This window comes from Pseudoalteromonas sp. B160, assembly GCF_037162485.1.
Lineage (GTDB): Bacteria > Pseudomonadota > Gammaproteobacteria > Enterobacterales > Alteromonadaceae > Pseudoalteromonas > Pseudoalteromonas rhizosphaerae.
Map to the genome: position 1 here is coordinate 501,164 of NZ_JARLUX010000002.1, position 26,345 is coordinate 527,508.

The window sequence follows — 26,345 nt, forward strand, 5'->3', positions numbered from 1 at the left end:
TAAGATCACGAACTTTATCTTGACTTAAAAGTATGATCTTATACTCCTTTTTAAGGAGCCCCCATGCCTGAGATTCAACTATTTAAATATTTCGAATCAATTGATGACCCTCGCCAGCAGGGGAAAGTTGTCAATAAACTACTTGATATCATATTCTTAGCTGTCAGCGCTGTCATATCTGGGTGCCAAGGTTGGGAAGATATTGAAGATTTTGGCCATGATAGATTAGATTGGCTCAGGAAGTACGTTCCTCTTTAGCAAAGTATCTCTCGCCATGACACAATCGCTCGTGTGATGAGTCGCATTGATATGACGCAGTTTCAAGATTCTTTTTCTTCTTGGATGAAAGACTGTTCTAAATTAACTATGCCACTACAGTGGTGGGTTTAGTCGTGTTAAAGTTGAAACAAGACCTTTGTTCAAGTGAATATGATGATAACTTACTACCAGACAACAATTAGTTTTAATAGCATTGAATTTATGCCGTATATATTTTTAATAATAATGAGTCTAGTTTTTATTGGGCGGCTAAAAGTATTATATGACTTATATGTTAAATCTTTTTTTAAGTTTAACTTCTTCGTATTATTTTTATATTTATTATTTATAATATGGTTTCTATGGTTTCTATGGTTTCTATATATTCGAGAATGGAATATATAGCTAAAATAAAGTCGCATGAGCAGAGAGTTGTAACAGGTGAAATTGAAAATTTAGTAGAAAAAGAAGGAGCAAGTCGAACGCAGCACTTTTCAGTTTCAGGAGTGTTTTTTAAGTATAATAACTATCAAACTGAGCCATATTTTTTTTGCAAATCGGAGATATAACGATAAGGTTATTTTTGATGGAGGTTATGTTGAAATGCATTATATCCATGATAACGACAAGAAATATATCCAGGGCAAGATCACGAACTTTACCTTGACTTAAAAGTATGATCTTATACTCCTTTTTAAGGAGCCCCCATGCCTGATATTCAACTATTTAAATATTTCGAATCAATTGACGACCCTCGCCAGCAGGGTAAAGTTGTCCATAAACTTTTTGATATCATATTCTTAGCTGTCAGCGCTGTCATATCTGGGTGCCAAGGCTGGGAAGATATTGAAGATTTTGGCCATGATAGATTAGATTGGCTCAGGAAGTACGTTCCTCTTGAGCAAGGTATCCCTCGCCATGACACAATCGCTCGTGTGATGAGTCGCATTGATATGACGCAGTTTCAAGATTCTTTTTCTTCTTGGATGAAAGACTGTTCTAAATTAACTCAGGGCGATGTAGTTGCGATTGATGGTAAGCGATTGAAAGGTTCATTTAATCAGTCAGATAGGCGCGATGCACTTTATATGGTCAGTGCATTTGCGTGCGAAAATGGTGTTGTTTTGGCGCAATGCCCTGTTGATAAAAAGTCGAATGGAATTAACAGCGTTACCAGAGCTTCTTGAATTACTGGAGATAAAAGGCTGCTTAGTCACGATTGACGCGATGGGGTGTCAAAAATCAATTGCAGAGACAATAGTGGATAAACAAGCCGATTACCTACTTGCAGTAAAAGCGAACCATAAAGGACTACTGTCACAAATAGAGAATGCTTTATTACCTGAGGTCACACGACAAGCGTCCGAAGGAGTTTTGTTTAATGAAGCCGATTATCATAAAAACAGAGAAGAATTCAGGTGTTGTGCTGTTAGTCATAACGTAAGTGATTTATCAGAAACGAGCAATTGGAAAGATGCCAAAACAGTGGGAGTTATTGTTTCTTATAGGAAAGAAAAAAACAAAGTAAGCAATGAGTTATGCTATAGATACTACATCAGTTCAGCATATTTATCGGCGGAAGAACTCGCAAGATCCGCACGGCAACATTGGCAAATAGAGAATGGATTACATTGGCGTTTAGATGTCGGATTTAAAGAAGATGATTGCCGAATTAGGCGTGAAGGTGCAGCACCTGTATTTGCGGGGCTGAGACACATCGCATTTAATCAGCTAAAAGCAGAAACAAGCTTTAATAAAGGCATGCCCGCAAAACAGAAAAAAGCTATGCGCAGTACAGATTACCTTGAAAAGGTATTGAAATAATAAACTTTTTTCATGCTCTTTCCCTGAGGTCTGACCCCGATAGTGCTATATATGAAACAGGTAGATTGATATGGTAACAGGTAACTCAAATATTCAGAGTTTGATTCACCTCTAAGTCGGGCCGATTTTCGGTCTGACTTAGAGTACGGTGAAATAACTAATGTATATTACATTGAAAATGACTCTCATTTTGTAGTGGAAGAAAGTGTTAATTTCGAAGATGGTTCATCAAGTAAAAATTTCTATGTTTTTGATAGTGCTACCGGAAAACGTGTCTCAATTGAACAGCGAATACTTTCACTTAAGAATAAAATTTATAAGTATGAGCTTGATTGTGGGTGTGTGGTAGAAGCGACAGTTAGTATTGATAAAGAAACAGGCTGTGAATTTTTAAAATACGCACTTAAAGATGTAAAAGGTGATAAAATAGGCACGTTTCTTCTGCCCGGTTATCACTTCAATTTTAATTTTGATACTTCATATGAATTAGTACAAAAAGGGCAAAAGAATTATTACAAACTGGTATCGATGAGGCGCTTAATTCAAAACTTTTTTGAGCGTTATTTTGCTGCAAATTTTGAAACGAAGACAGGGATACTTACCAGAAGTTTTCGTCGATATAACAGAAGTGTAGGTGAAAGCGGCTATGGTATTATGTATGCGTTTTTAAGCCAAGATATGTACAATAAGCTAAGAGTTGATGAAGACTTTATATCAATTTTAAAGAAGATTGCGGCAAATGACATACATCGTGAAGATAACCAATCAACAGAGCAAGTTTTTAATGCCATGTTTAAAAACATTAACAAGTAGTTTTATAGAAACAAGTTATTGGATAACAGTATTCCTTTTACTTTCAACCAAAAGGGTATTATATAATCACTTTTTGCGAACTTAGAATGAGTTAAATATTATGTTGGTAGAAATAGCAATTGCCGATGCATATGGTGCGGGTTTTGAGTTTGTAGATCAGGAAATTATATCAGCCGAAAATAACCTCGAGACCTTTCGTGCGCATCAATTGTCTAACATTGCTGGGTGTTATACTGATGACACTCAAATGTCATTAGCGCTGTCTGAGTTAATGCTAAACGACGTTGACTGGACTGAAGCCCATATAGCCGAGGCATTTTTTCAATGCTATATACGTGATCCTGTGCATGGCTACGCAAAGCGACTACAAACGGCATTTTCTGAGGCGAGAAATGCAGACCATTTTGCAAGGTTAGTTAAAACGGATAGCTTTGGCAATGGGGCAATGATGCGAGCTGTACCAATTGGTTTTTTTAAAGATGAAGATGTAGTAATACGCAACGCCACAATACAAGCACGTGTTACTCATGACCATCAAATTGCAGTCGATGCTGCTGTTTGCATTGCTCTTGCTGCACATGCAGGCTTGTACAGCAAAGCGACTCTTAAAACATTGCCGGAGTATCTTGCATCTCGAGGTTACAAGTTTAATGCTAATTGGCAAGGAAGAGTTCGTGCAGTGTCAGAAGATACTTTGGCCGCAGTAATGTCTAACCTAATGCAGCATTTTAGCTATGAAGCTTTGATAAAGTCAGCTGTTGATTTTGGAGGAGACACAGACAGTGTCGCGTCAATTTGCTGCGGAATAGCAAGTTGTTATGATGGTGTTGATAAAACTCTTCCAAATAAGCTCGTTACTAATTTTTCTAAGGACAACTTTGGATTAGATTACCTCAGAGATTTAGACATTCAACTTAAGAATAAGTTTTTGTGATTAACCTAACGTATTTACATAAACACTTTAAAAAATAGTAATCCCCCGAAAAACAATAAAAGCCAACTATATCCTGTGTTGGCTAGAACAACTGAGAATGGAACAATTACTTATTCAAAAATTGTTCATGTTAGTGGCGGCAGACCCAAATACCTCGTGGTAAGGCTGCCAGAGTGACTCAAATTAATGGTGGCTAATGTATGCGGGATTACCCAAATCGTGAAGGAAAATTAAAACAATTCTATGCGAATAGAATGAGCATGTTAGCGCATGATGAAAGTGTTATTGAATCGAAAATGCTTGGATCGCAACAGCTTGAATATGAACAATTGAAAAGAATATCAAATAGTTTAATAAACCGTGGGATAGAATTATCAATCTGTCAGTTTTCACTCGGTCATAGTATTGACACAATAAGAGAAACAGTAGAGCGGACTATCACTTACTATCTTAAAACAGACAATGAGTGGAGTAGCTATCCACATAGTGTATATACCTTAGTCAAACTTATTTCATTGGCTATTTTGGTTGATGTTAGTGATAAAACGTGGGCATTATTGGCTTAAAAATGGCAAATTAGCGGCAGTAATGGCCATATATTGGCAAAATTGTTGAGTTATCGTTCAAACAATGTACAGCTAGGCCAAGATGTGTGCGTTAATAATTTATTCGGTCAACTTTTGGCTATCTCAAATATTAGTGACGATTATGAATTTTTAGAAGAACTTAAAAAGTATTCTAAAAAATGGTACATCTATTATAAAGGCTTACATTGGTACAATAGCCACAATGATGATTATCATATAGGTTATTTTGGGTACTGGGCAGTAGAAGCTGCTGCTGTTGCAAAAATGCGTGGTATAAGCCTAAAAAACACTCATTTTGGTAAATATTTTCCTTATGGTTTTTTTGACCTACCAGAACAGTTACCGAAAGAAAAGGGCATTAAAAAAGAGCTTCAACAAAAAGAGCAGGCATTAAATACAGTCACTTACCCTGGCTTAACTCGACTAACTCTATCGCTTAATGATGCTTGGCTAAATGAGAGTGAACAACGCTTATCATTAATCACCCATGATGAAGGTTTGGAGTGTGCCAGTACAGTGTATCTAAGTGACGAAAATACTTTAGACTCATTTGCGTCAGGTAGGTATGAAGCATTAATAAAACATATGCCATGGTATAAACGGGTTGGAGTTGAAAATGAACGAAACCTCCCTATTGGCATTGTTAAAGAACAATTGATGCAAGGCGTTTGGAAGGGCGAAACTGAAGTCACTTCTTACTTGGTATACGCTTTAAAATTTGATAAATATTTCATGGGTTTAACGTTTACCTTTATGGAAAAAGATAAAACACACTGCTTACCTATAATAGAGCGTTTGCTAGAGTCGATTCGTTATGAATAGCACAATTATTTGAATTAAAGTTCAAGAGTCTCTGATAAATATGGGGTTATTCAGTTCAAATACGGACATTTATCCTGTGCGCTTTTGGCGAGGCTGCTAAACTTACCCGGTTTGCTGTTTCAATGATTGAAAACAACCCTCCCCATGGAATGGGCCAGTTTGTTGGGTATGATTAAAAAGGATAGGGGACACCCGTGATTGCACTTTTATTTGATATTGTTGGTATGACAGGTACGTTTTTAGTGGTTGGCGCGTTTTTTATGCTACAACTGGGTAAAGCCACGCCAACAGGGCTTTTATATAACATGATGAATTTATCTGGCGCTATTTTGTTGCTTATAAGTCTTTGTTATAACTTTAATTTAGCAAGTTTTGTGATTGAAATATTTTGGATCGCAGCCTCATTAATTGGTTTATATAAATACCTAAAAGCTAAGCAGATTTCAGCTGTAGCCTAAATTTATAAATTAATAGAGAAAAACTCTCACGCCGTCGCGTATTTGTATTAATATTGTAAATAGCACGTTACTTATGATGTGCTAACTCCAATGAAAAATATAGGTGTAAAGCGGCGTAATGATTTTGAAGCAAACAGCATGTCTTTTTTTGTGTGTTTATACAACTCCCTTATTGGCGAGCGAGGCTGAGGATTTATTTGCGCTTAGCTTTGAGGATTTACTTGACGTTCATGTCGATATTGCCTCAAAAACCTTAGAAACTCTCGCTTCAGCACCTTCAACCATCACAGTTTTTAATCGCCAAAAAATAGCCTCGCTTGGGGTGAATAATGCGTTTGAATTGATGAATTTTGTTCCTGGTATGCAATCTACTCGTGGTGATTGGGTAGGCGCTGTACCAAAAGATCACGCAAGAGGTGTTTACCTTGATAGCGGCAATATCTTAGTGATGATCAATGGTGAACGTTTAAATGAGTCATCATTTGGCAAAGCGTCAGTTTATATCCCTTATATACCTATAGAAATTATTGATAAAGTTGAGTTCATACGTGGCCCTGGGTCTGCTTTATATGGCAGTAATGCATTCTTAGGGGTGATGAATATAGTGACTAAAAGCCAAAATAATGAAATGTCGCTGGCTGTGGGAAATGTAGGTCAAACCGGCGCTGCATTCTCGGTTAGTCATCAAGTTAATCAGCAAACACATCTATTTGCTAATGGCGCGTATAACCAGAAAAGTGGTAAGCGTTATCCACAAGGGGTAAACGATCCACTGCAATCAGTTTACTTTGAAGCGGGTGTCGATATCAATAAACTGGCTTTGAGAGCGCGTTATAATCAGGTTGAACTGAATGAGTTTTTAAACCTTGGTGGTTATTCTGACAGTAATCAACATCGTAGTGAGAATACTTTCCTATCTGTAGGTTATGATTGGCTTGAAACTGATACACGTACTTTGGCTACAAAAATAGCGTATGCACATCATCAAATACAAAGTGCTGGATTAATCGCACCTGCAGTAGCCTTACCCAATGCCAGTTATGATTTTTTTATTGGTCCTGATTGGCATACGACGGATTTAACAGTCAGTGTAGAGGCCAGTCAGCAATTTAATAATGGTTGGTCAATTAATTCAGGCTTGCAATATAGCCACGCAGAGCAACATAAAGCGGACTTACGTGTTAATTATTTTGATATTAACAGCGGTGAAATTATTGTTGAAGATCCGTTTTATCAAGGGGGATTGTTACAATCAGTAATTATGCGCCATTTCAGAGTTTGCAATCTACCTTTGAAACCCGAAGTATTTATGGGCAAATCAAAGTGCCTTTTGCTAAGCAATTGACCTTATTTTTAGGGGCACGTTATGATGATGTTAAAGCGATAGACAGTAAATTATCGCCTCGCATTTCCGCAATCTACTCACCAACTCGCGCGCATACTTTTAAATTACAATACGGTGAATCGTTTCGCACTCCTGTGACGAATGAATTGTATTCAGATGATGATGTGACTAAGGGCAATCCAAACTTAAAGTCTGAATATGTTAAAACCACAGAGCTTGTTTGGCGCTACGAGGGACAAGATTGGCATATTAATTCGGTGCTTTTTTATAATCAACTTGTTGATTTTATTAATCTAGTGCCAAATTCAGCTGCCAATAATCAGTTTACCTTTGAAAATCAATTAGATGACATTAATCGTGGTGTTGAATTAGATAGCATGATCCACATTACTAGTGATTTATCAGTGGAAGCGACCTACAGCGAGTATTTTGATACGCCAATTAAGCCAACGTTTAAGCGCTTTGCTAGTGTGATTGCTAATTATCATCATCAGCAATGGGTGCTGAGCCTCAATAGTGTTTGGCGCGATGCCGTCAGTGGCCCGACAATGACAAGCGACTTTACTCAACCGGCTTACTTTTTGCTCGGCGGGGCTGTGAGTTGGCAATTTTCTGCACGCAGTGAAATTAGTTTTAAAGCCCATAATCTCTTAGATAAGCACTACCGTGTGTACGATCCAAGAGTCACAGATGGTGCTGTTGCTGGTGTCGGCAGTGAATACTCGTTACACTATCAAATCAAATTTTAAGTTTTAGGGACGCTCAGGTGTGCCCTTTGGTTGAACATGCTGCGTTTTCCCCGAAAAATATTAATCGCTGTTGCCATTTTAATCAGTGTATTGTTGCTTAGTTTTCTATTTGGCCGACACTATGATTTAAGTCAAGCAAAGCAGCAAGCTGAACTCCAAGTGGGTCAATTGCGTAATTATCTTGATACCGAACTCTCTCGTTTTGCAACTATTCCTCATTTAGTTACTGATAACCAGTTACTCACTGCATTTCTCAGTGATACTGATCAGCCCGTGCAGCCTATTAATAATTACTTGGCTGATATCCAACAAGCCAGTGGTGCATCAGACGTCTATGTACTTAATCGTGAAGGGGATGTTATTGCATCGAGCAATTGGCAACTTGATTACAGTTATATCGGTAATAACTTTGCATTTCGTCCGTATTTTTCTCAGGCATTGGCGGGTAACAAAATTGCCTATTTTGCTCTTGGTTTACGATCTAAAGAGCGTGGCATTTATTTTTCTGAACCGATTTATCGCGATGGCCAAGTAATAGGTGTGGTCACCTTAAAAGTGAATGTATCTAAGTTTGAAACTGATCGACAATTACTGAATGCGTCCCACGCTAGCCATTTTTATTTAAGCTTAGACGATAATATTATTGCTATGTCCGATAGCCCATCATGGCGACTCAATTCGTTGCATAGCCTCACAGCAGCAGATTATCAACACTTTACGACAAGCCGACGCTACCTAGAGTATGTACCAAAAGTTATCACTGCTGAGCACATTACTAGCCAAGGGATGCCCCTGTTATACGTTAATGATGCGAATAAACGCAGTAAATATGTGCCTGCAAGTGCGCCGATTGAGCGACTTAATGCAAAAATAACTGTGCTTGTTGATATATCGTCGGTGAATATTAATCAACTAGGACGATTGTTTTGGTTGAGTGTGATTTATGCTGGGGGGTTAATGCTTTTTTACAGTTTAATGGCACGTTTTGCCGGCTATAAAAAATTACTTTTTTCTCGTCATAGCCTTGAGCAAGAAGTTATAGAGCGCACTCATGCACTCGAAAAAGCACAAACAGCGCTGGTGCAAACAGCCAAATTGGCCACCATAGGTCAACTTAGTGCTGGTATCAATCATGAGATTAACCAACCCTTGAGTGCTATGAGTACGTATTTGGTTAGTGCTAAGCGCTTGATTGCCAAAGGTGATATTGCAAAGGCCGCTGAAAATATTGTTATTGTGCAATCGCTGATCGAACGAGTACATAAAATTGTTGGACAATTAAAGCACTTTAGCAAACCAGCACAAACACAGTTAAGGGAGCAAAGCTTAAGCCAGCTACTTAAAAATGCCATGGTGATCGCCTCCGCGCAATTAAAGCAGGATGATGTCAACGTTAACGCCGCTGATATTGCTGACACTGTAAAAGTATGGGTTGATGGCATTAAATTTGAGCAAGTATTAGTGAATGTGATCACCAATGCCAGCCAAGCAATGGCTGACAGCACAGTGCGAGAGCTGAGTTTTGAGATAGAGCAGTTTGACGACCGCGTTAAGCTGTCTATTTTGGATACTGGGCCTGGTATCGAGTTACATGCGCTTGGGACTATTTTTGAGCCTTTTTATAGCACTAAATCAACTAATGGCCTTGGCTTAGGGCTATCTATTTCTAAGCAAATTATTAATTCATTTAATGGCTGTTTAAGTGCGCATAATCGCCCTGGCGGTGGTGCTCAATTCATTATTACCTTAGCAAGTACTAAAGGAGCGTTATGAATACGTTAGCAACTGATTGTAAACAGGTCATTGTTATTGATGACGAAGCGATGATCCGCGATTCACTTGACCAATTGCTGACACTCGAAGGCTATCAAGTACAGTGTTTTAGCGATCCAATGAGTGCTTTATCAAAACTTAATCGTCGTTTTAACGGGGTGGTGCTCAGTGATATTAATATGCCGAAAATGGATGGACTGGCTTTTTTAGAACAAGTTCAAGCATTTGATAGCGAATTACCGGTGATCTTTCTGACTGGATTTGCTGATGTATCAGTGGCTGTTAAAGCAATGCAATTAGGGGCTTACGACTTATTTGAAAAACCTCTCACTGAGCAGTTATTAGATTGCATTGCCAGAGCGTGCGATAAGCGTGCCTTGGTAATGGAAAACCGTGCTTTAAAATTAGCGGTAGAAAAAACGTCAGCCCCAGGTGTGCGGATCTTAGGGGAAACCGTGCAAATGCAGCAAATGATGCATCTGCTCAATGCGGTGATCGACACTCCCGCAGATGTGATGATTGAAGGTGAAACTGGCACCGGTAAAGAGTTAGTTGCACGCTTTTTACACGATCAAAGCAGTCGTTCAAACTGTAATTTTGTGGCAATTAACTGTGGTGCCATACCAGAGCAACTGATTGAAAGTGAACTATTTGGTGCGGCCAGTGGCGCGTTTACAGGGGCAACACACAGTCGCCAAGGTAAGTTTGAGTTTGCTCAAGGTGGTACGGTGTTTTTAGATGAGATAGAAAGCACACCGGCATCATTACAAGTAAAGTTACTTCGCGTTTTAGAAGAGCGAAAAGTGACCCCCGTCGGCGCTAATACCGCGGTTGACTTAGACATACGTATCGTTGCGGCAACCAAAGTTGATTTATTATCCTTGGTCGAAAAAGGGGACTTCAGAGCTGACTTATATTATCGACTCAATTTAGTGAGGGTAAGTATTCCGGCATTGCGTGATAGGAAAGCTGATATTCCTTTATTATTCAAACATTTTAGCTCTATTGCCGCGACTCGTTTTCATAAACCTCCGGCTCCTCTAAGTAGCGATATATTACAGCGTTTACTTAGTTACCAGTGGCCAGGTAATGTCAGAGAGCTTAGAAACCAAGCTGAACGAGCGGTGCTGCTGGGTGCTGAATTAGCGTTCGCCAATACCGAAAATAATAATGGCAGTGAGTTATCGCCCGATCTGAGTTTGGCGGAAAAAGTGTGCTTTTATGAGCAATCTTTAATCGAAGAAGCCCTTGAGCGCCACCAAGGTAGTATTAAAGAAACTATGAATACCTTACAGATTGCTCGTAAAACCTTGTATGACAAAATGAGTAAATATGGCCTCAATCGTGACATGTTTATTGATTAACCAGAGCTTTGCTTAAGTGATTTACCTGCTCAGCTTAATTTGATGGGTGGAAACAGTGACACAGACGCTTTGATAGTGTGTGGGATCCCGCACACTTTATTGTAAGTATAATTTAATTTTAAATTTAACTATCTGAATATATTAAACTTTACTTTTTTATAAGCAGTTGGCAGTAAACTTGCGTTTATTAGCGGGAACAACAAATGATCCTAACAATAAGGGCACACAATGATAATAATAGACAAAAAGCTAACCCCTGTTTTTGTAGCAACGAGTTTTGCAGCAGCTTGCTTTGGACAAAGTGTTCATGCTGCAGAGTATGACATTTATGGTAAAGCTGAAGTACAAATTGCTAATACTGACAACGGTGTAATGCGCTATGCTAAAAAAGGAACGCAAATCGATGCGCCTTTTTCACGCATTGGTGTGAAAGGGCAACATGTACTCACTGACTCGTTAAAAGCGGTATTTAAATACGAAGTGCAAGTAAAGGGCTTTGAGCACGATGATACCGATGAGCCATTTAGTGCCCGTAATACATATTTAGGTTTAGCGGGAAATTTTGGTGAAGTTGTAGTTGGTCGAAACGATACACGCTTTAAGTATTCAGAAGGTAAAGTTGATAACTTCAATGAAACTCAAGCCGATATTGCTCAATTACTACCGGGTCAAGATCGCCTTGGTGATACCATAACGTATAGTTCAAAATCATATGCGGGTGCTCAGCTATCACTTACCTATGCTTTGAAGGATGACAGTGCCAATAATGAAGCCGGTTATGCCGCTACGTTAATTTATGGTGACCGTGGTTTAAAAAATAAAAATTATTATGTGGCGATCAGCCATATTGATTCACTCAATAATATCAACGCCAGTCGCATCGTTGGCGCGTGGCAAAAAAATGATTTACAACTAGGTGCTATTTACCAGCACAGTGAGTCAGTAGATGGTACTAAATCAGGAAACGGCTATGTGTTGAGTGCCAGTTATACCATTGACAAATGGCAGCCAAAACTACAATTTGCCAGTGATGACTCAACTATTCGCCAAAGTACTAAGGGCAGCCAGTGGACTGCAGGTGTGGATTATTTATTTGATAAACAAACTACCGCGTACTTATTCTATACTGACTTAGATTTGCAACAGCAAACGGATAGTAGCTTAGCCCTTGGCTTAAAGTATAAATTTTAAAGGGGTTGAATATGAGCACACAAACTTTAGACGATAAACCTGAAAAAAATCCAATGATACAGATCTTGCTGCTGTTATTGGGCCCTGCGGTCATGTTACTTACGTGTTTGATCGATCCTCCTGCTGGCATGAGTACCGCTGCTCTTCGTACTTCAGGATTAGCATTTTGGATGGCATCATGGTGGGTGAGTGAAGTAGTTCCTATCCCAGCTACGGCGCTATTGCCGTTGGTATTTTCTCCGTTGGCTGACATTGCTGCGATAAAAAGTGTCGCTGCACCGTATGCGCACCCCTTAATATTTTTGTTTTTAGGTGGCTTTTTAATTTCCATTGCGATGGAACGTTGGGGCTTACACAAGCGCATTGCTTTACGTACTATGCTCTACGCGGGCTCAAAACCGAGTTTGCAGATATTAGCGATGATGTTAGTAACGGCATTCTTATCAATGTGGATGTCAAATACTGCAACAGCAGTGATGATGTTACCTATTGCTATGTCTATCACCCATTTAGTGCAAAAATCTAATCCAAATAATAATGGTTTTGGTAAAGCACTGTTACTTTCTATTGCTTATGGTGCCAGCATTGGCGGCATTGCAACATTAATTGGTACGCCACCGAATGCATTGATGGCCGCTTATTTATCAGATAGTTATAAAATTGAAATTGGTTTTGCGCAATGGATGATGGTGGGTGTGCCATTGTCACTGACTATGTTGATCATCTGTTGGTTGTGGCTGACCAAGTTTGCTTACAAAGTTGATAAAACGGATGAAAAATCTAAAAAAGTCGACACCAAGTCACTATTTAGCTCGCAGTTAAAAGGTCTTGGCACCATGCAACGCGCTGAGAAAGGGGTGTTATGTGTGTTTTTATTTGCAGCTGTGTGCTGGATATTTAGACCTCTGATCGCTGATTTTTCTGGTTTAAAAATATCGGATACCGGTATTGCCATTGCTGCTGCATTATTATTATTTGTTTTGCCTGCTAATAAAGGCAGTGATGAACGTATTCTTGATTGGCAAAGTGCGGCTGGAGTTCCTTGGGGAGTGTTATTGTTGTTTGGTGGTGGCTTAACCCTAGCGGCACAAATAAAGTCATCAGGTTTGGCTGAATACATAGCTCATATGATTGAAGGCGTCAGCGCCATTCCATTAGTATTGAGTGTATTAGCAATTGCAACCTTAATCACTTTCTTAACTGAGATCACCAGTAATACAGCAACCGCAGCTGGATTTTTACCACTACTTGGCCCTGTCGCTGAGTCAGTCACAGGTTCGCCATTGGTCTGGGTTATTCCTGCGGCTATAGCCTGTAGTTGTGCGTTTATGATGCCTGTAGCGACCCCGCCTAATGCCATTGTGTTTGGCTCTGGGCAAATTCAAATGCGGGATATGATTAAAGCCGGCTTTGCATTAAATATTGTTGCAATTGCGCTGATCACATTTGTCACTATGACCCTTGCTGCATCGGTATTTAATTTTTAAGTAATTCAAAGTTACCCAACCGGAGCGCTATTCGTTTGTTGATAGCGCTCTATATTGCCCCTGCTAAGAAACAAAGTTATAGTGGTTAAATCTTTATTTTGTTTATGAGTATGCTTTTGTCTGACACTGGCACTGTATATAACCCTGAGCTAAAAGCGCAATTTAATGAAATGCAGCTGCATTTTGATGCCCAGCCATATTTAGCATTATCACAGCGGATCCGTTTATTAAAATCTTTAAAACGTGAACTGTTGGCATTAGAGGCTGAATTGGTAGCTGCAAGCTCGAAAGACTTTGGCTTTCGCACTGCTTTTGATACGATTTTGGGTGATATACTGCCTACGATCAAAACGATCAGCCACACCATCAAGCATTTACCTAAATGGGCAAAAAATTCACCACGAAAAGCGGGTTTGAGCCTAGCGCCATCAAAAGTTGCTGTGAGCTATCAACCCAAAGGAGTAGTGGGAATAATTTCTCCATGGAATTACCCAATTCAATTATCAATCGTGCCGGTGATAACCGCAATTGCCGCAGGTAATCGGGTATTATTAAAGGTCAGTGAATTTACTCCGCACACCAATCAAGTAATCAAAAAACTATTTATCGGCGAGCTTAGCGAACATTGCGCAGTGATCGAAGGTGAAGCGCAATTAAGTCAACAGTTTAGCTGTTTGCCATTCGCACACTTATTTTTTACCGGCTCTACAGCTGTAGGGCGCCATGTTATGGCCGCTGCGAGTAAAAACCTTACCCCAGTAACTCTTGAGTTAGGTGGCAAATCGCCCGTTATCATTACCGCGCAAGCGGATATAGATAAGGCGGCTAAAGCTATTTTATTTGGTAAAATGACCAATGCAGGGCAAATTTGTGTTGCCCCCGATTATGTTTTAGTGCCGGAAAACTTACAGCATCAGTTAGTCAGAAGTCTCTGTAGCTTATATAAAAAACATTATAACTTAGGTGTCGAGGGTAAAAATTTAACCTCGGTTATTAATCACCACCATTTTCAGCGTTTAACCGATTTATTGGCAGATGCACAGCAACAGGGCGCACAGATAATTAAGCCGTTAGATGAAAACCAAAGCGACGAACATAAGCATCGTCTTGGTTTGCACATTGTGACTGATGTGAATGACAATATGAAGTTGATGCAAGAAGAACTGTTTGGACCAATTCTTGCGATTGTCAGTTATCAAGCTTTACCTCAGGCGATTGCATACATAAATCAACGTCCTCAGCCGTTAGCTTTGTACATAATGGGGCAAGATAAACAAATCAATGAAGGTATTCAACAGCAAACACAAAGTGGTACCTTCGCAATAAATGACACCTTAATGCAGGTGACTGCTGATGATGCGCCATTTGGTGGCTTAGGTCCTTCTGGGATGGGAAACTATCACGGTATAGAAGGCTTTTTAACCTTTAGCCATGCACGTAATACATTGAAAACGAGTGGTTTTAATCCTAAATTAGGATTGTTGTTGGCGCAAAATAAGATATTGATTAAAATACTTAAATGGTTGTACTTGCGGCCATAAATTGGCGTTAAGTACAATCCAATAGCGTTTTAACTGGCAGTTAAAACATCCGATCTTCGCCCGCATACAGCCCAGCTTGGATTTTTTCATACAATGCATCAGCTTTTTCTTTGGCTTCTGCAATTTGCGCAGGCATCAGCTTGCGCTCATCTAGCTTGCGACTGTGACTGGCATCTAAATTACCATTATACTCAGCAACAGTGTTCCAGATGTATGATTTTTCGATGTTTTTTTCGACTCCATGGCCTTCGAAATACATCAGCGCCATATTAAACTGTGCTAGCGTATAATTATTACCAGCGGCTTTTTCATACCATTTAATAGCTTCTTTATAATCTTGCGCAACGCCATCGCCGTTGGCGTACATCACACCCAAGTTAAACTGAGCAGCAGGTAAGTTTTTTGCCGCGGCTTGCTTAAAGAGTGAAACTGACATTTGTTTATCAAGTTTAACGCCTTTACCTTCTTGGTAAAGTACAGCTAATGCAAACATTGAGTCGACGTGGTTCTTTTTAACGCCTTGCTGGTAAAGTTCAGCAGCTTTGTGATAGTCGCGCGTTACGCCGTGGCCACCTTCATATAGCTGCCCTAGCTCGTAAATTCCTGGTGCAAAGCCTTTTTCTGCAAGGTAGTTAAACTCTCTAAGTGCATCTTCAAATTGACCTTCATTGGCTGCGCGGATCCCTTCTTCAAGTCCCGCATGAGCAACACCACAGATGCTAAGTGCACCGACCATCAACAATATCTTAAACTTCGGCTGCCACATGACAATACCTCCAATTAGCGTGTTACTGTTTAATTTTAGTCCCAACAACCACAATTGCCCAGCTTCGCACTATAAATGATAAAACTTAGACATAAGATACAGATATTACAGAAAATTTAAAGGAATAAAAAAAGCCCCTGATGGGGCTTTTTGGGTCATATCAACCGTCACCGATATGAACAATGTAGCAAGTGAGTGTGATCTTTTAATTATATTACTTGGGTCGAGTAAGTAATATGCTCGAAGCGTCACCATCTTCATCAACAACTTTGTACTAAAGGGGCCCAGCATCCTTACTGGTCGATCTTCCCTAGGGCACTGAGGTCGGTACGTTCAATTCTTACAAGAAGCGCAAACGTGTCGTGTTGGCTGCTTGGTGTTGATGCGATCGATTATTACTTGTATTTGAATGTGCGTCAATAGCTAAATGATAATTATTTCCATTTGTTCGGTTTTATTTTAATCCCCTCATTTACATAATGCGCTAAGTTGATTAACGTAGTGCTATAAAGAACCGTAAGAAAAATAAAAATGTCTATAAAAAACATGTGCTTGAATTATAAATCCGCAGTAGTTGGTGTGTTTCTATTAGCTCTGACTGGATGCTCAGCTACATTTACCTACAATAATATAGGCTGGTTATCGGCGTTTTGGATTGATGACTACGTTGATTTATCGAAGCAGCAAAGCAAACAAGCTAAAGACTTAATTAAGAAAAGTCGGGATTGGCATCGTAAGACGCAATTACCTTTGTATCGACAGGATCTGTTGGCATTACAAAAGCTACTTGATGAAGACCCTTCAGAGCAAGCATTATTAACGTATTTTCAAGGCTTTAAAACACATTGGCAATCGTTAGTTATGTATGTAAGAGACGATCTTATTGAACTTGCTATTGGTTTATCCACGGAGCAAAGAGAAGAATTTGTTGCTGCCATTGCAGAGGATATAACAACAGAAAGTGACGAGTATAATGAACAAACCCCAACACAGCGTGAGCAAGATCGCCTTGAACGTCAGTTAGATACTTATAAACAGTGGCTTGGTAAACTGAGTGAACAACAAGTGTCTTTGATCACCCAAGCGAACAGCGAATTTCAAGCAACATTTTTATTAAGGCAAGCTTACAAGCAAACTCGGCTGGATAAACTCAAACAGGTATTTTTTGATAGCCAACTTAGCCGCGATCAGTTTATTAGCCAATTATCAGCTGTCATTACTGAGCGAGAGGTGTTTATGAGTGACGAATTAATTCGCTTAGATGCTGAAAATTCAAAGCGCTATGCGCGTTTACTTGTGAGTTTAAGAGCCACGTTGACAGCAAAACAGCGCCAGCATGCTAATGCTGAGTTCTCCGATATGTTAGAAGATATAGAACAATTAATTAATGATGAATAGGCTGTTAGTTGCTAAGATCTTAATTTTAAAAATTTTTTATAAAAATGAATATATCAAAAACAAATAGAGCTTGTACTCTTTCAATTAACCGTTAGACTGACTTTTTTTCGTTCGAATTAAAGTTAATCAATGGATATCGCAGCCTTAGATAGCGCTCAAGTATTACGTGAAAATTTACTGAAATGGATTTGTTTCTGTTTCGGAATTTTAGCGAGTGTTTTTACCTATTTTAATCTTTTTATTAATGACTTTTACTCATTAGGGATTTTAGAAGGGGTTTTTGCTATTTATTGTTTTTATACTTTTAACTATGCTCGGACACGAAAATTTCAGACTTGGCAGCCGTTATTATTGTGCCTTTGTATTATGCTATTAGTAATCTTGGGCACTTACCTTGCTGTTGTTAAGAGTGGCCTGTTCGTCTGGACTTTTACTTTACCTATATTATTTTATTTATTGTTAGGTTGTAAGTGTGGTTTTTACCTATCGTTGTTATTAGTGTGTGTACAAACGGCTGTGTTTATTAGTAAACCCTCCTTAGCACCATTTTCAGAGCTTAACCTGTACCTAAATATGAGTTTTAGCTATGTGATAGTTTGGGTTACTGCGCATATTTTTGAAGCGAGCCGAGCACAATTTTCAGAGCGACTAGAAAACCTTGCCTTGTTAGATCCGCTGACAAACACCGGCAACCGTTTAGCAATGAACCATTACTTTGAAGTTGAGTTGGTAGACAAAATTAATTTATTTATTATGGTGCTAGATCTTGATTACTTTAAAAAAGTAAATGACGAATTTGGTCATGATGTGGGCGATCAAGTTCTGGTTGAAATTGCCACTATATTAAGAGAAACACTTAACAAGGGGCGAGTTTTTCGTACTGGCGGCGAAGAGTTTGCACTGTTCATTCCTGATTCAAATCAACAAGAGTCTTATCAAATTGCTGAAAATATCAGAGTCGGTTTGCAAAGTACGGCTATCAATGTTGGTGCGCGTGAAATAAGTTTAACAGCAAGTATCGGTTTAGCTGCTTATCGTGATGGCGATAGCCTAAAACAAGCGATTAAAGCAGCAGATGAGCAACTTTATTATGCAAAAAAACATGGTCGAAACAATGTTTATTTTGACTCGCAGAAATACTCAGCAAAACTAGAACAGGTTTCTTAACCTAGATACATGTGCTCGAAACCGGGAATGTTACTTTCCCAAAGTGGTGTTTCTTTACCTAAGTGATCACGTATCGCATCAAAAAATAATCGTGTTCTTACAGGTAAATCACGGTGTGGATATACCGCGTACATCGCACTGTATTCTTGTAATTTGATGTCTGTTAATAAGGGCACTAAACGTCCTTGCTTTATTTCATCATTAATAATAAATGCTGGCGCGAGCACATAGGTTGTTCCAGAAAGCGTTTTATTGAGCAGTACCTCGGCATCATTGGCTCTAAACACACTCTTAATTTTTTGCTCTTGCGGTAGACCATATTGATCTACATAACGAATACCCTCAACGCGCAACGAAGTGCTGGAATAACTGGCTGCGGGTAAATCAATTAAGTCCTCTATTTTACTTGGCAATCCATACGTTTGAATGAACTCAGGTGCGGCTAATATTAGTAATCTATTGCGCGCAATTTTACGTGCGATCAGTGATGAGTCTTTTGGCTCACCGACCCGAAAAGCAAGATCAAAGCCTTCAGATACCAGATCAACTAACTTATCATCGAGTCTTAGTTCAACTTCTACTTGCGGGAAGCGTTTTTGAAAATCATTAATCACAGGTTGTAGATAACGCCTGCCGATAATGGTTGATGAAGTGATTTTTAATACACCGCGTGGCTCTTGGTGATAATTCTCGGCTAAACGTACAGTTTCACCTAGTAGTTGCCTCAACTCACTGGCCTTTTTAATCATTTCGGCCCCTGCAGCTGTCAGTGAAAATGAGCGGGTGGTGCGGTTCAGTAAACGTACTCCTAAATCATCTTCGAGACGACTTATTTGTTTTGAGATCACTGAACGATCAATATTACGGGTTTCTGCTGCTTTAGCGAATGAGCCTCGCTCAACGACTTCTAACAACATCAATAAGCGACTTGTGGTATCCATTAATTACTCACCAATATTTAATTGATGCCATATTGGCATTAATGAATTTAAAAATCTATGGTTTTTGTCCACAAAAATGTTCCGTAACATAGAAAAATACACTAAATGGAGCGTCGTCATGAACAAACACTTAATAGCTATTGCAGTTTTAGGGGCATCACTTGCCCTCACCGGTTGTGCAGAAGAGCCTGCTCAACAGAGCAATCAACCACATCTTCAACCAATAGATGTTGCCTCAGTGATCATTAAGCCAGTGCAAAACTGGCACACCTACACTACGCGTTTAGAAGCGCCGGAAGAAGTATCACTTATGCCACGTGTTGCCGGAGTTATTGAGCATATTGCGTTTAATGAGGGCGACGAGGTTAAACAGGGTGACTTACTGTTTAAACTTGACGCTCGCCCATATGCTGCGGTTGTAGCAAGTTTAGAGGCACAAGTAGTCAGTGCTGAAGCCGCTTTATCGCAAGCGCAAAGTGAAGCTAAAAGAGCGGTGCGATTAACCGAGCGAAAAGCGATTTCAACAGAGCAAGCGGAATCACGTACCTCAACGTTACGCCAACGTGAAGCACAACTTGCGGCCTTAAAAGCCCAGCTAATTGCAGCTAATTTAGATTTAGAATTTACAGATATACGTTCACCCATTGATGGTGTGATCTCGCGTGCAAATATTACCAAAGGTAATAATGTGCTTGCAGGGCAAAGTGTACTGACTTCAATCGTATCAAATCAAACTATGTATGCTTACTTTGATGTTGATGAACGTACTTGGAATAGTTCATTTGATGAAGTAACCGCCGCTGCTCATCAGCAAGTAGTCATGCAAAAAGTGGGTCAAAATGGCTTTGCACACACCGGTTATATCGACTTTATTGATAATCAAATCAATGCAGCAACAGGTACTTTGCGAGTTCGTGCACGATTTGATGAAAATACCGCCTTACGCGCCGGTTCATTTGCACGTATTAAGTTAGCGGCCAATGACGTTACAGAGCAAGTTATTGTGCCTGATAGAGCAATTGGCACCGATTTGAAAAATCGCTTTGTGCTCACTGTAGGTGAAGGCAATATTCTTGAATATAAACTGGTTACAACCGGTGAGCGCTATGGCAGTTTTCGCGCTATTACCTCGGGCTTAAAAGCTGGCGATGTGATTGCGGTTAATGGTCCTGCGCGTGTTGGACCTGGCATGCCGATTTCACCTAATACAGTGACCCTAGACACCACCGGTGTTGCTTTTACGTTATCGCCAACGGCGCAGCACACACTTATGGCTAAGAAGTAGGACGAATAATGAAATTTTCTCACTTTTTTATTCAACGACCGATATTTGCAGCCATGCTGTCATTGGTGATTTTAATTGCCGGTGGTATTTCGTTGTTTCAACTGCCGGTCAGTGAGTATCCTGAAGTTGTTCCGCCGACAGTTGTGGTAACTGCGAACTACCCAGGAGCAAATCCAACCGTAATAGCACAAACTGTGGCCACTCCATTGGAGCAAGAGATCAATGGTACTGAAAACATGTTGTATATGTTTTCCCAGGCGACCAGTGATGGGCGTATGACACTGACGGTAACGTTTTCATTGGGAACGGATTTAGATCGTGCGCAAGTACAAGTACAAAATCGGGTTAACAGTGCTTTGCCGCGACTACCACAAGAAGTGCAGCGCTTAGGCGTCGTCGCTGAAAAATCATCACCGGATCTAACCATGGTGGTGCACTTATTCTCACCGGAAAAAACACATGATACAGCGTATCTATCTAATTACGCTGACTTATATGTGAAAGACCAAATTGCACGTTTGAGTGGCGTAGGCGATGTAAAATTATTTGGTGGTGGTCAATATTCAATGCGAGTGTGGCTTAATCCCGATGCATTAGCGGCACGAGAATTAACCGCAATGGACGTCGTCAACGCATTGCGTGCGCAAAACCAACAAGTTGCAGCGGGTAGCTTAGGTGCACAACCTGCTTCAACAGACAGTCAATTTCAAATATTGTTAAATGTAAAAGGACGCTTAAACAGTATTGAAGAGTTTCAGCAAGTGATCATTAAAGTGGGTGAACAAGGTCAATTAACACGTCTAAGCGATGTTGCACGTGTCGATTTAGGCCAAAATACTTACTCACTTAGAGCTGAACTTGATAATCAACCAGCACTGGCGATGCCGATATTTCAACGTCCTGGCTCTAATGCGATTGAGCTTTCAGATCAAGTACGCGAAACCATGGCGCGTTTATCGAAAGATTTTCCAGCTGGTGTTGAGTACGACATTGTCTACGACCCTACGGTATTTGTTCGCGGCTCGATTGATGCGGTGATCAAAACGTTACTTGAAGCTATCGCGTTAGTGGTAATTGTAGTGGTGTTATTTTTACAAACCTGGCGTGCTTCGATTATTCCGCTTATAGCTGTGCCAGTTTCACTAATTGGTACTTTTGCGGTTATGCAGTGGTTAGGGGTCTCGATCAATACGCTGTCGTTATTTGGTTTAGTACTTGCCATAGGTATTGTGGTCGATGATGCTATTGTGGTGGTCGAAAACGTTGAACGTAACATTGAACAAGGTTTATCACCTCTGGAAGCAACGCGCGTGGCGATGACTGAAGTGACAGGGCCTATAATCGCGATTGCGTTAGTGTTGTGTGCAGTGTTTATTCCTACCGCGTTTATTAGTGGTTTATCAGGTCAATTTTATAAACAGTTTGCGTTAACTATTACTATTTCAACGGTTATCTCAGCATTTAACTCATTAACTTTATCACCGGCGTTGGCGGCACTATTACTTAAAAGCCATGATGCTAAACCGGATGCGCTGACGCGTTTATTAAATCGTTTATTTGGTCGCTGGTTATTTGCACCCTTTAATCGAGTATTTGACCGTGGCGCCAAAGGCTATCAAAAGCTGGTACAAAAACTAATGCGCATGAGCGTGGTAGTGGTGATTGCATACGTGGTTTTATTAGGCGGAACAATTAAGCTATTTGATGCCGTGCCGGGTGGTTTTATTCCTGCACAAGATAAGCAGTATTTAGTTGCGATAGCACAATTACCTGATGCAGCGAGTTTAGACCGTACTCAAGATGTGGTTAGGCAAATGCAAGAAATTGCACTGCAAGTACCTGGTGTTGCAAACACAGTTGCCTTTCCTGGCTTGTCGGTAAATGGTTTTACTAACAGTCCTAATAGCGCCATTGTATTTACACCGCTAGAAGCCTTTAGTGAGCGAAGCGATCCGAGTAAATCGGCGATGGCTATTGCGGCACAGTTAAACCAGCGTTTTAGTGCCATTGATGAAGCATTTGTGGCTGTATTCCCACCGCCGCCAATTCAAGGTTTAGGCACCACGGGTGGGTTTAAACTGCAAATTGAAGATCGCGGTAATAAAGGCTTTGAAACACTATTTAACAGTTTGCAAACGGTGATTACTAAAGCTCAGCAAGATCCTGCGTTAATGGGGCTCTATTCAAGTTTTAGAATTCAAGTACCACAAATGGATATTGATATCGACCGAGAGCAAGCGCTTATTCAAGGTATTCCATTGGATGAAGTATTTAATGCGTTGCAAGTGTATTTGGGCTCAATGTACGTTAATGACTTTAATTTATTTGGCCGTACGTACCAAGTTAATGCCCAAGCTGATGCTGATTTCCGCCTTGATCCAGAACAAATATTGAATCTAAAAGTGCGCAATAACCAAGGGAATATGGTGCCATTGGGCTCGGTATTAACGGCAACGCCTACAACAGGTCCTGATCGAGTGATGCATTACAATGGTTACCCAAGTGCAGAGCTTAATGGTAGTCCAGCGCCTGGTTACAGTTCAGATCAAGCACAGCAGGCAATTGAGCTGATCTTGGCTGATAATTTACCTACGGGTATTGAGTACGAATGGACCGAAGTTACTTTTCAGCAAATTCTTGCGGGTAATACCATGGTCTACGTATTCCCATTAGTGGTGTTATTAGTGTTCATGGTATTGGCTGCGCAGTATGAAAGCTTACGTCTCCCACTGGCTATTATTCTTATTGTACCAATGACAATATTCTCAGCATTAATGGGTGTATGGTTGGTTGGCGCTGATAATAATATTTTCACGCAAATAGCATTGATTGTATTGGTTGCCTTGGCTTCTAAAAATGCCATTTTAATGGTGGAGTTTGCACGCGATAAAAATAACCATGGGTTGAGTCATTTTGACGCTATTTTAGAAGCTTGTCGGATGCGTTTACGACCTATCTTAATGACGTCAATTGCCTTTACTGCGGGTGTCATTCCCTTAGTATTAGCAACGGGAGCTGGAGCAGAAATGCGCCATGCAATGGGCAACGCAGTGTTCTCGGGTATGATTGGTGTAACCGTGTTTGGTTTATTATTTACCCCTGTATTTTATATTTTGGTAACTAAAACCCGTAAAGTGACTACGCAGGAGCAAATTAATGAGTAAGTATAAGTTAACCGCTCTTGTTGTGGCGGGTTTATTAAGTGGCTGCGCCAGTAAAATTGATGAGCAGCAACAGCAAAATCAGCTACAAGAATTTGTTGCAACAACACAAATCGCAGCACAATTACAAGGTCAAGATGAGCTTAACTGGTGGCAACAATTAAATTCAACCCAGTTAAATAATCTTGTGATCAGTGCGCGCGCTAATAATCATGATTTGCACACTAGTCAGTTGCAGTTACAAAGCGCGCTTGCTCGTTTAGGTGGGCAAAAAGCACAGTATCTTCCCCAAGGTGCAGTGGCAGTTGATGCCACTCGCTCAAGTACTGGTAACGTTAACACGCGTCAATCGGAAGCCAATGTTAACCTTGATTGGCAACTTGATTTATTTGGTAAAGTAACTGCGCTTGTTGATGCTGCGAATGCAGGGGCAATGAGTCAAGCGGAACAATTGCGCGCTTTGCATATTGAAGTTGTTACCTCTGTGGTAAAAGGGTTTGTCAGTTTTCAAGGTAATAAGCAAAAACAGCAGATCATTAACCTACAAATTGAAGCATTAGAGCAAAGTATTGCGGTTCTGCGGGCTCGCGTTGAGGAAGGGGTCGCTAATGAGCTTGATTTAAATCGAACCTTAGCACAATTGAAGCAGCAGCAAGCTTTGTTGCCAGATATTGAATACGCGCAATTTCGTGATCTAGCAACGCTTGCGACGTTAACAGGGCAGTTACCTGCTGATCTAACCTTAGTTGATGAGCAAGCGCTGTTTGAGCATGCATTTACTGTAAGTTTAGCCACCCCAAGTGATGCCATTGCACTGCGTCCTGATATTAGCCAAGCATTATTTGAATTTAGCCAAGCTAATTCATTAAGCGTGGCTGCGAGTAAAGCATTATTACCTGATATCAGTTTAACGGCGTTTGCAGGTGTATTGAGCTTAGATAACAACCAGCTTTCTGACACTACGCAGCAATGGCAAGTTGCCCCACGCATTCAGTGGTCATTATTGAGCTACCCTGCGTTATTGGCGCAACGTGATGCTCAGCAATATCTCAGTGAAGCCGCTTACAGCCAATATCAACAAGTGGTGTTGGAGGCATTAGCGCAGAGTGAACTTTCACTTGCAGTTATTAGTCAAACAAACTCAACAACTAGGCTATGCCAAAGCACGTTATGAGTTTGCTAATAATGCCTTTTTACAAGCGCAGGCGATGTACCAAGAAGGGCAAATACCTTACTTAGAGTTGTTAGATGCGCGACAGGATGTTTTAATAGCGCAGGAAAATGCAATTGACTCAACGATTTCATCATTACTTGCTAAAGTAGACACTTACCAAGTATTTAATGGTCGTTGGAGTTATGCGTTAGTTAATTAAGTTAAGTTGAGTTTTTGATGCCACATACTGATCTTTTATCAACAATCCCCGCGACAATGCGTGCGATTGCGTTACTTGAACCTAATGAACAGATTAATTTATCTGAGCTTGAATTGCCGGTGCCTGATGTTGTAGACAACGAATTGTTGATAAAGGTTGAGTATGTTGCGTTGAATCCGGTTGATGCGTATTTTGCTAAACAAGGTTTTTGTAAATGGCACTATCCTCATACCCTAGGCCTTGATGCTGTAGGGGTGGTGGTAAAAGCCACTAAAGGGGTATTTCCAAGTGTCGGTACTCGGGTTATGTGGCATGGTAATGTTGGCGACCAAGGGGTGTTATCACAATACGCTAAAGTGCCTAACTTTGCTGTATCGCAAATTCCTGATAGCGTTACGTTACAGCAAGCCGCGACATTACCCTGCGCAGGGATGTCGGCATTAATAGCTCTTGATAAACTGCAATTAACCGAAGGTGATTCACTTTTAATTGAAGCTGGTGCGGGGGCCGTCGGTCAGTTCGCCATTCAATTTGCCAAACAACGTGGTGCTACGGTATTTACCACCGCGAGCAAACGCAACCATAAGCTTGTTAAACAATTGGGTGCTGATGTGGTGTTTGATTACAACGATAAAAAGCTTAGCGATAAAATTCGTAAAGAACTTGGTCCACAAGGCTTTGATGCGGTGCTCGATTCGATTGGTGGTGAAACCACGGTGCGTAATGTTGAATTAATGCGTTTTTGTGGCCGTATTGCGTGCTTAAATCCACTGCCTAAGTTTGAGCAGGAGCTGATGTTCAGACGTGCGCCAAATATAGGTATTGTTTCTTTAGGTGGAGCGTGGTTAGCAAACAGTTTATGTGCTCAGCAAAAAATGAGTTTTATGGGCAATTTATTGCTAGACAATTTAGCCAGTGGCAGTATCAAAATACCGCAGATCATTGAGGTTGAATTTAACGCCAGTAGTATTTCACAGGCGCTGAATAAACAAATTGCTGGTGGCTTTACCGGAAAGCAGGTAGTGAAAATTAGCCATGATTAATTATTAACCGTGATTCATAATCTTTAAGCCTCGCAATTGCGGGGCTTTTTGTTATTGTTTAAGGT

At 40.3% G+C, this 26,345-nt stretch carries 22 protein-coding genes and 1 pseudogene; 21 read left to right on the top strand and 2 right to left on the bottom strand.

Features of this window, described 5'->3' with window-relative positions; translation table 11 throughout:
• Positions 1–63: 63 nt before the first annotated feature.
• The 15 genes from P4S61_RS20770 (at position 64) to P4S61_RS20840 (ending at position 15,146) form a co-directional block, all read left to right on the top strand.
• On the top strand, positions 64–258 hold the full coding sequence (locus P4S61_RS20770; RefSeq protein WP_182785176.1) for a transposase family protein: 195 nt from the start codon (positions 64–66) through the stop codon (positions 256–258).
• Positions 259–965: 707 nt separating this feature from the next.
• A complete protein-coding gene (locus tag P4S61_RS20775) occupies positions 966–1,445 on the top strand; it encodes an ISAs1 family transposase (protein ID WP_337119127.1) in 480 nt (159 codons plus the stop codon).
• Positions 1,414–2,082, top strand: coding sequence for an ISAs1 family transposase (locus P4S61_RS20780; protein ID WP_337119128.1), 669 nt, complete (start codon positions 1,414–1,416; stop codon positions 2,080–2,082). Before P4S61_RS20775 ends, P4S61_RS20780 begins: the two co-directional genes overlap by 32 nt.
• Positions 2,083–2,277: 195 nt before the next feature.
• Complete coding sequence (locus tag P4S61_RS20785; RefSeq protein WP_337119129.1) at positions 2,278–2,895, top strand: hypothetical protein; 618 nt, start codon at positions 2,278–2,280, stop codon at positions 2,893–2,895.
• Between the two features lie 100 nt (positions 2,896–2,995).
• Positions 2,996–3,829, top strand: coding sequence for an ADP-ribosylglycohydrolase family protein (locus tag P4S61_RS20790; protein ID WP_182740070.1), 834 nt, complete (start codon positions 2,996–2,998; stop codon positions 3,827–3,829).
• Positions 3,830–4,029: 200 nt separating this feature from the next.
• A complete protein-coding gene (locus tag P4S61_RS20795; protein ID WP_337119130.1) occupies positions 4,030–4,395 on the top strand; it encodes a PoNe immunity protein domain-containing protein in 366 nt (121 codons plus the stop codon).
• A gap of 33 nt (positions 4,396–4,428) precedes the next feature.
• A complete protein-coding gene (locus P4S61_RS20800; protein WP_337119131.1) occupies positions 4,429–5,238 on the top strand; it encodes a PoNe immunity protein domain-containing protein in 810 nt (269 codons plus the stop codon).
• A gap of 194 nt (positions 5,239–5,432) precedes the next feature.
• Positions 5,433–5,696: a CBU_0592 family membrane protein gene (locus P4S61_RS20805; RefSeq protein WP_145236163.1), complete on the top strand. Its 264-nt coding sequence runs from the start codon at positions 5,433–5,435 to the stop codon at positions 5,694–5,696.
• 118 nt (positions 5,697–5,814) lie between these two features.
• Positions 5,815–7,041 (top strand): TonB-dependent receptor plug domain-containing protein, encoded by a 1,227-nt coding sequence (locus P4S61_RS20810; protein ID WP_337119132.1) that lies wholly within the window; start codon positions 5,815–5,817, stop codon positions 7,039–7,041.
• Positions 6,975–7,790, top strand: a complete 816-nt coding sequence (locus P4S61_RS20815; protein ID WP_337119133.1) for a TonB-dependent receptor domain-containing protein — start codon at positions 6,975–6,977, stop codon at positions 7,788–7,790. Before P4S61_RS20810 ends, P4S61_RS20815 begins: the two co-directional genes overlap by 67 nt.
• A gap of 36 nt (positions 7,791–7,826) precedes the next feature.
• Positions 7,827–9,563 (top strand): sensor histidine kinase, encoded by a 1,737-nt coding sequence (locus P4S61_RS20820; RefSeq protein ID WP_145236157.1) that lies wholly within the window; start codon positions 7,827–7,829, stop codon positions 9,561–9,563.
• A complete protein-coding gene (locus P4S61_RS20825) occupies positions 9,560–10,927 on the top strand; it encodes a sigma-54-dependent transcriptional regulator (protein WP_145236154.1) in 1,368 nt (455 codons plus the stop codon). The genes P4S61_RS20820 and P4S61_RS20825 overlap by 4 nt, the downstream gene beginning before the upstream one ends.
• 228 nt (positions 10,928–11,155) lie before the next feature.
• A complete protein-coding gene (locus tag P4S61_RS20830) occupies positions 11,156–12,118 on the top strand; it encodes a porin (protein WP_145236151.1) in 963 nt (320 codons plus the stop codon).
• 11 nt (positions 12,119–12,129) lie between these two features.
• Positions 12,130–13,605, top strand: coding sequence for an SLC13 family permease (locus P4S61_RS20835; RefSeq protein ID WP_145236148.1), 1,476 nt, complete (start codon positions 12,130–12,132; stop codon positions 13,603–13,605).
• A gap of 110 nt (positions 13,606–13,715) precedes the next feature.
• Positions 13,716–15,146: a coniferyl aldehyde dehydrogenase gene (locus tag P4S61_RS20840; protein ID WP_337119134.1), complete on the top strand. Its 1,431-nt coding sequence runs from the start codon at positions 13,716–13,718 to the stop codon at positions 15,144–15,146.
• 40 nt (positions 15,147–15,186) lie between these two features.
• Here P4S61_RS20840 and P4S61_RS20845 read toward each other — a convergent pair whose 3' ends face one another.
• Positions 15,187–15,912 carry a tetratricopeptide repeat protein gene (locus tag P4S61_RS20845; RefSeq protein ID WP_145236141.1) on the bottom strand — a complete coding sequence of 242 codons (726 nt, stop codon included), beginning with the start codon at positions 15,910–15,912 and terminating at the stop codon, positions 15,187–15,189.
• 531 nt (positions 15,913–16,443) lie between these two features.
• On the opposite strand from P4S61_RS20845, the gene P4S61_RS20850 reads away from it, so the two are divergent.
• Positions 16,444–17,310 (top strand): DUF6279 family lipoprotein, encoded by an 867-nt coding sequence (locus P4S61_RS20850; RefSeq protein WP_145236138.1) that lies wholly within the window; start codon positions 16,444–16,446, stop codon positions 17,308–17,310.
• 129 nt (positions 17,311–17,439) lie between these two features.
• Positions 17,440–18,477 carry a diguanylate cyclase gene (locus P4S61_RS20855; protein ID WP_182734103.1) on the top strand — a complete coding sequence of 346 codons (1,038 nt, stop codon included), beginning with the start codon at positions 17,440–17,442 and terminating at the stop codon, positions 18,475–18,477.
• Here P4S61_RS20855 and P4S61_RS20860 read toward each other — a convergent pair.
• Positions 18,474–19,418, bottom strand: a complete 945-nt coding sequence (locus P4S61_RS20860) for a LysR family transcriptional regulator (protein ID WP_337119135.1) — start codon at positions 19,416–19,418, stop codon at positions 18,474–18,476. The two genes, P4S61_RS20855 and P4S61_RS20860, sit on opposite strands and share 4 nt — an antisense overlap.
• A gap of 118 nt (positions 19,419–19,536) precedes the next feature.
• Here P4S61_RS20860 and P4S61_RS20865 point away from each other — a divergent pair, with 118 nt between their 5' ends.
• The 4 genes and pseudogenes from P4S61_RS20865 (at position 19,537) to P4S61_RS20880 (ending at position 26,280) form a co-directional block, all read left to right on the top strand.
• The gene (locus P4S61_RS20865) at positions 19,537–20,703 is read left to right on the top strand and encodes an efflux RND transporter periplasmic adaptor subunit (RefSeq protein ID WP_149980115.1); all 1,167 of its coding nucleotides are present in this window, start codon (positions 19,537–19,539) and stop codon (positions 20,701–20,703) included.
• A gap of 8 nt (positions 20,704–20,711) precedes the next feature.
• A complete protein-coding gene (locus P4S61_RS20870) occupies positions 20,712–23,867 on the top strand; it encodes an efflux RND transporter permease subunit (RefSeq protein ID WP_149980116.1) in 3,156 nt (1,051 codons plus the stop codon).
• Positions 23,860–25,237 (top strand): annotated as a pseudogene (locus P4S61_RS20875) (TolC family protein). Before P4S61_RS20870 ends, P4S61_RS20875 begins: the two are co-directional and overlap by 8 nt.
• A gap of 17 nt (positions 25,238–25,254) precedes the next feature.
• Complete coding sequence (locus tag P4S61_RS20880) at positions 25,255–26,280, top strand: zinc-binding dehydrogenase (RefSeq protein WP_145236115.1); 1,026 nt, start codon at positions 25,255–25,257, stop codon at positions 26,278–26,280.
• Positions 26,281–26,345: the final 65 nt, after the last annotated feature.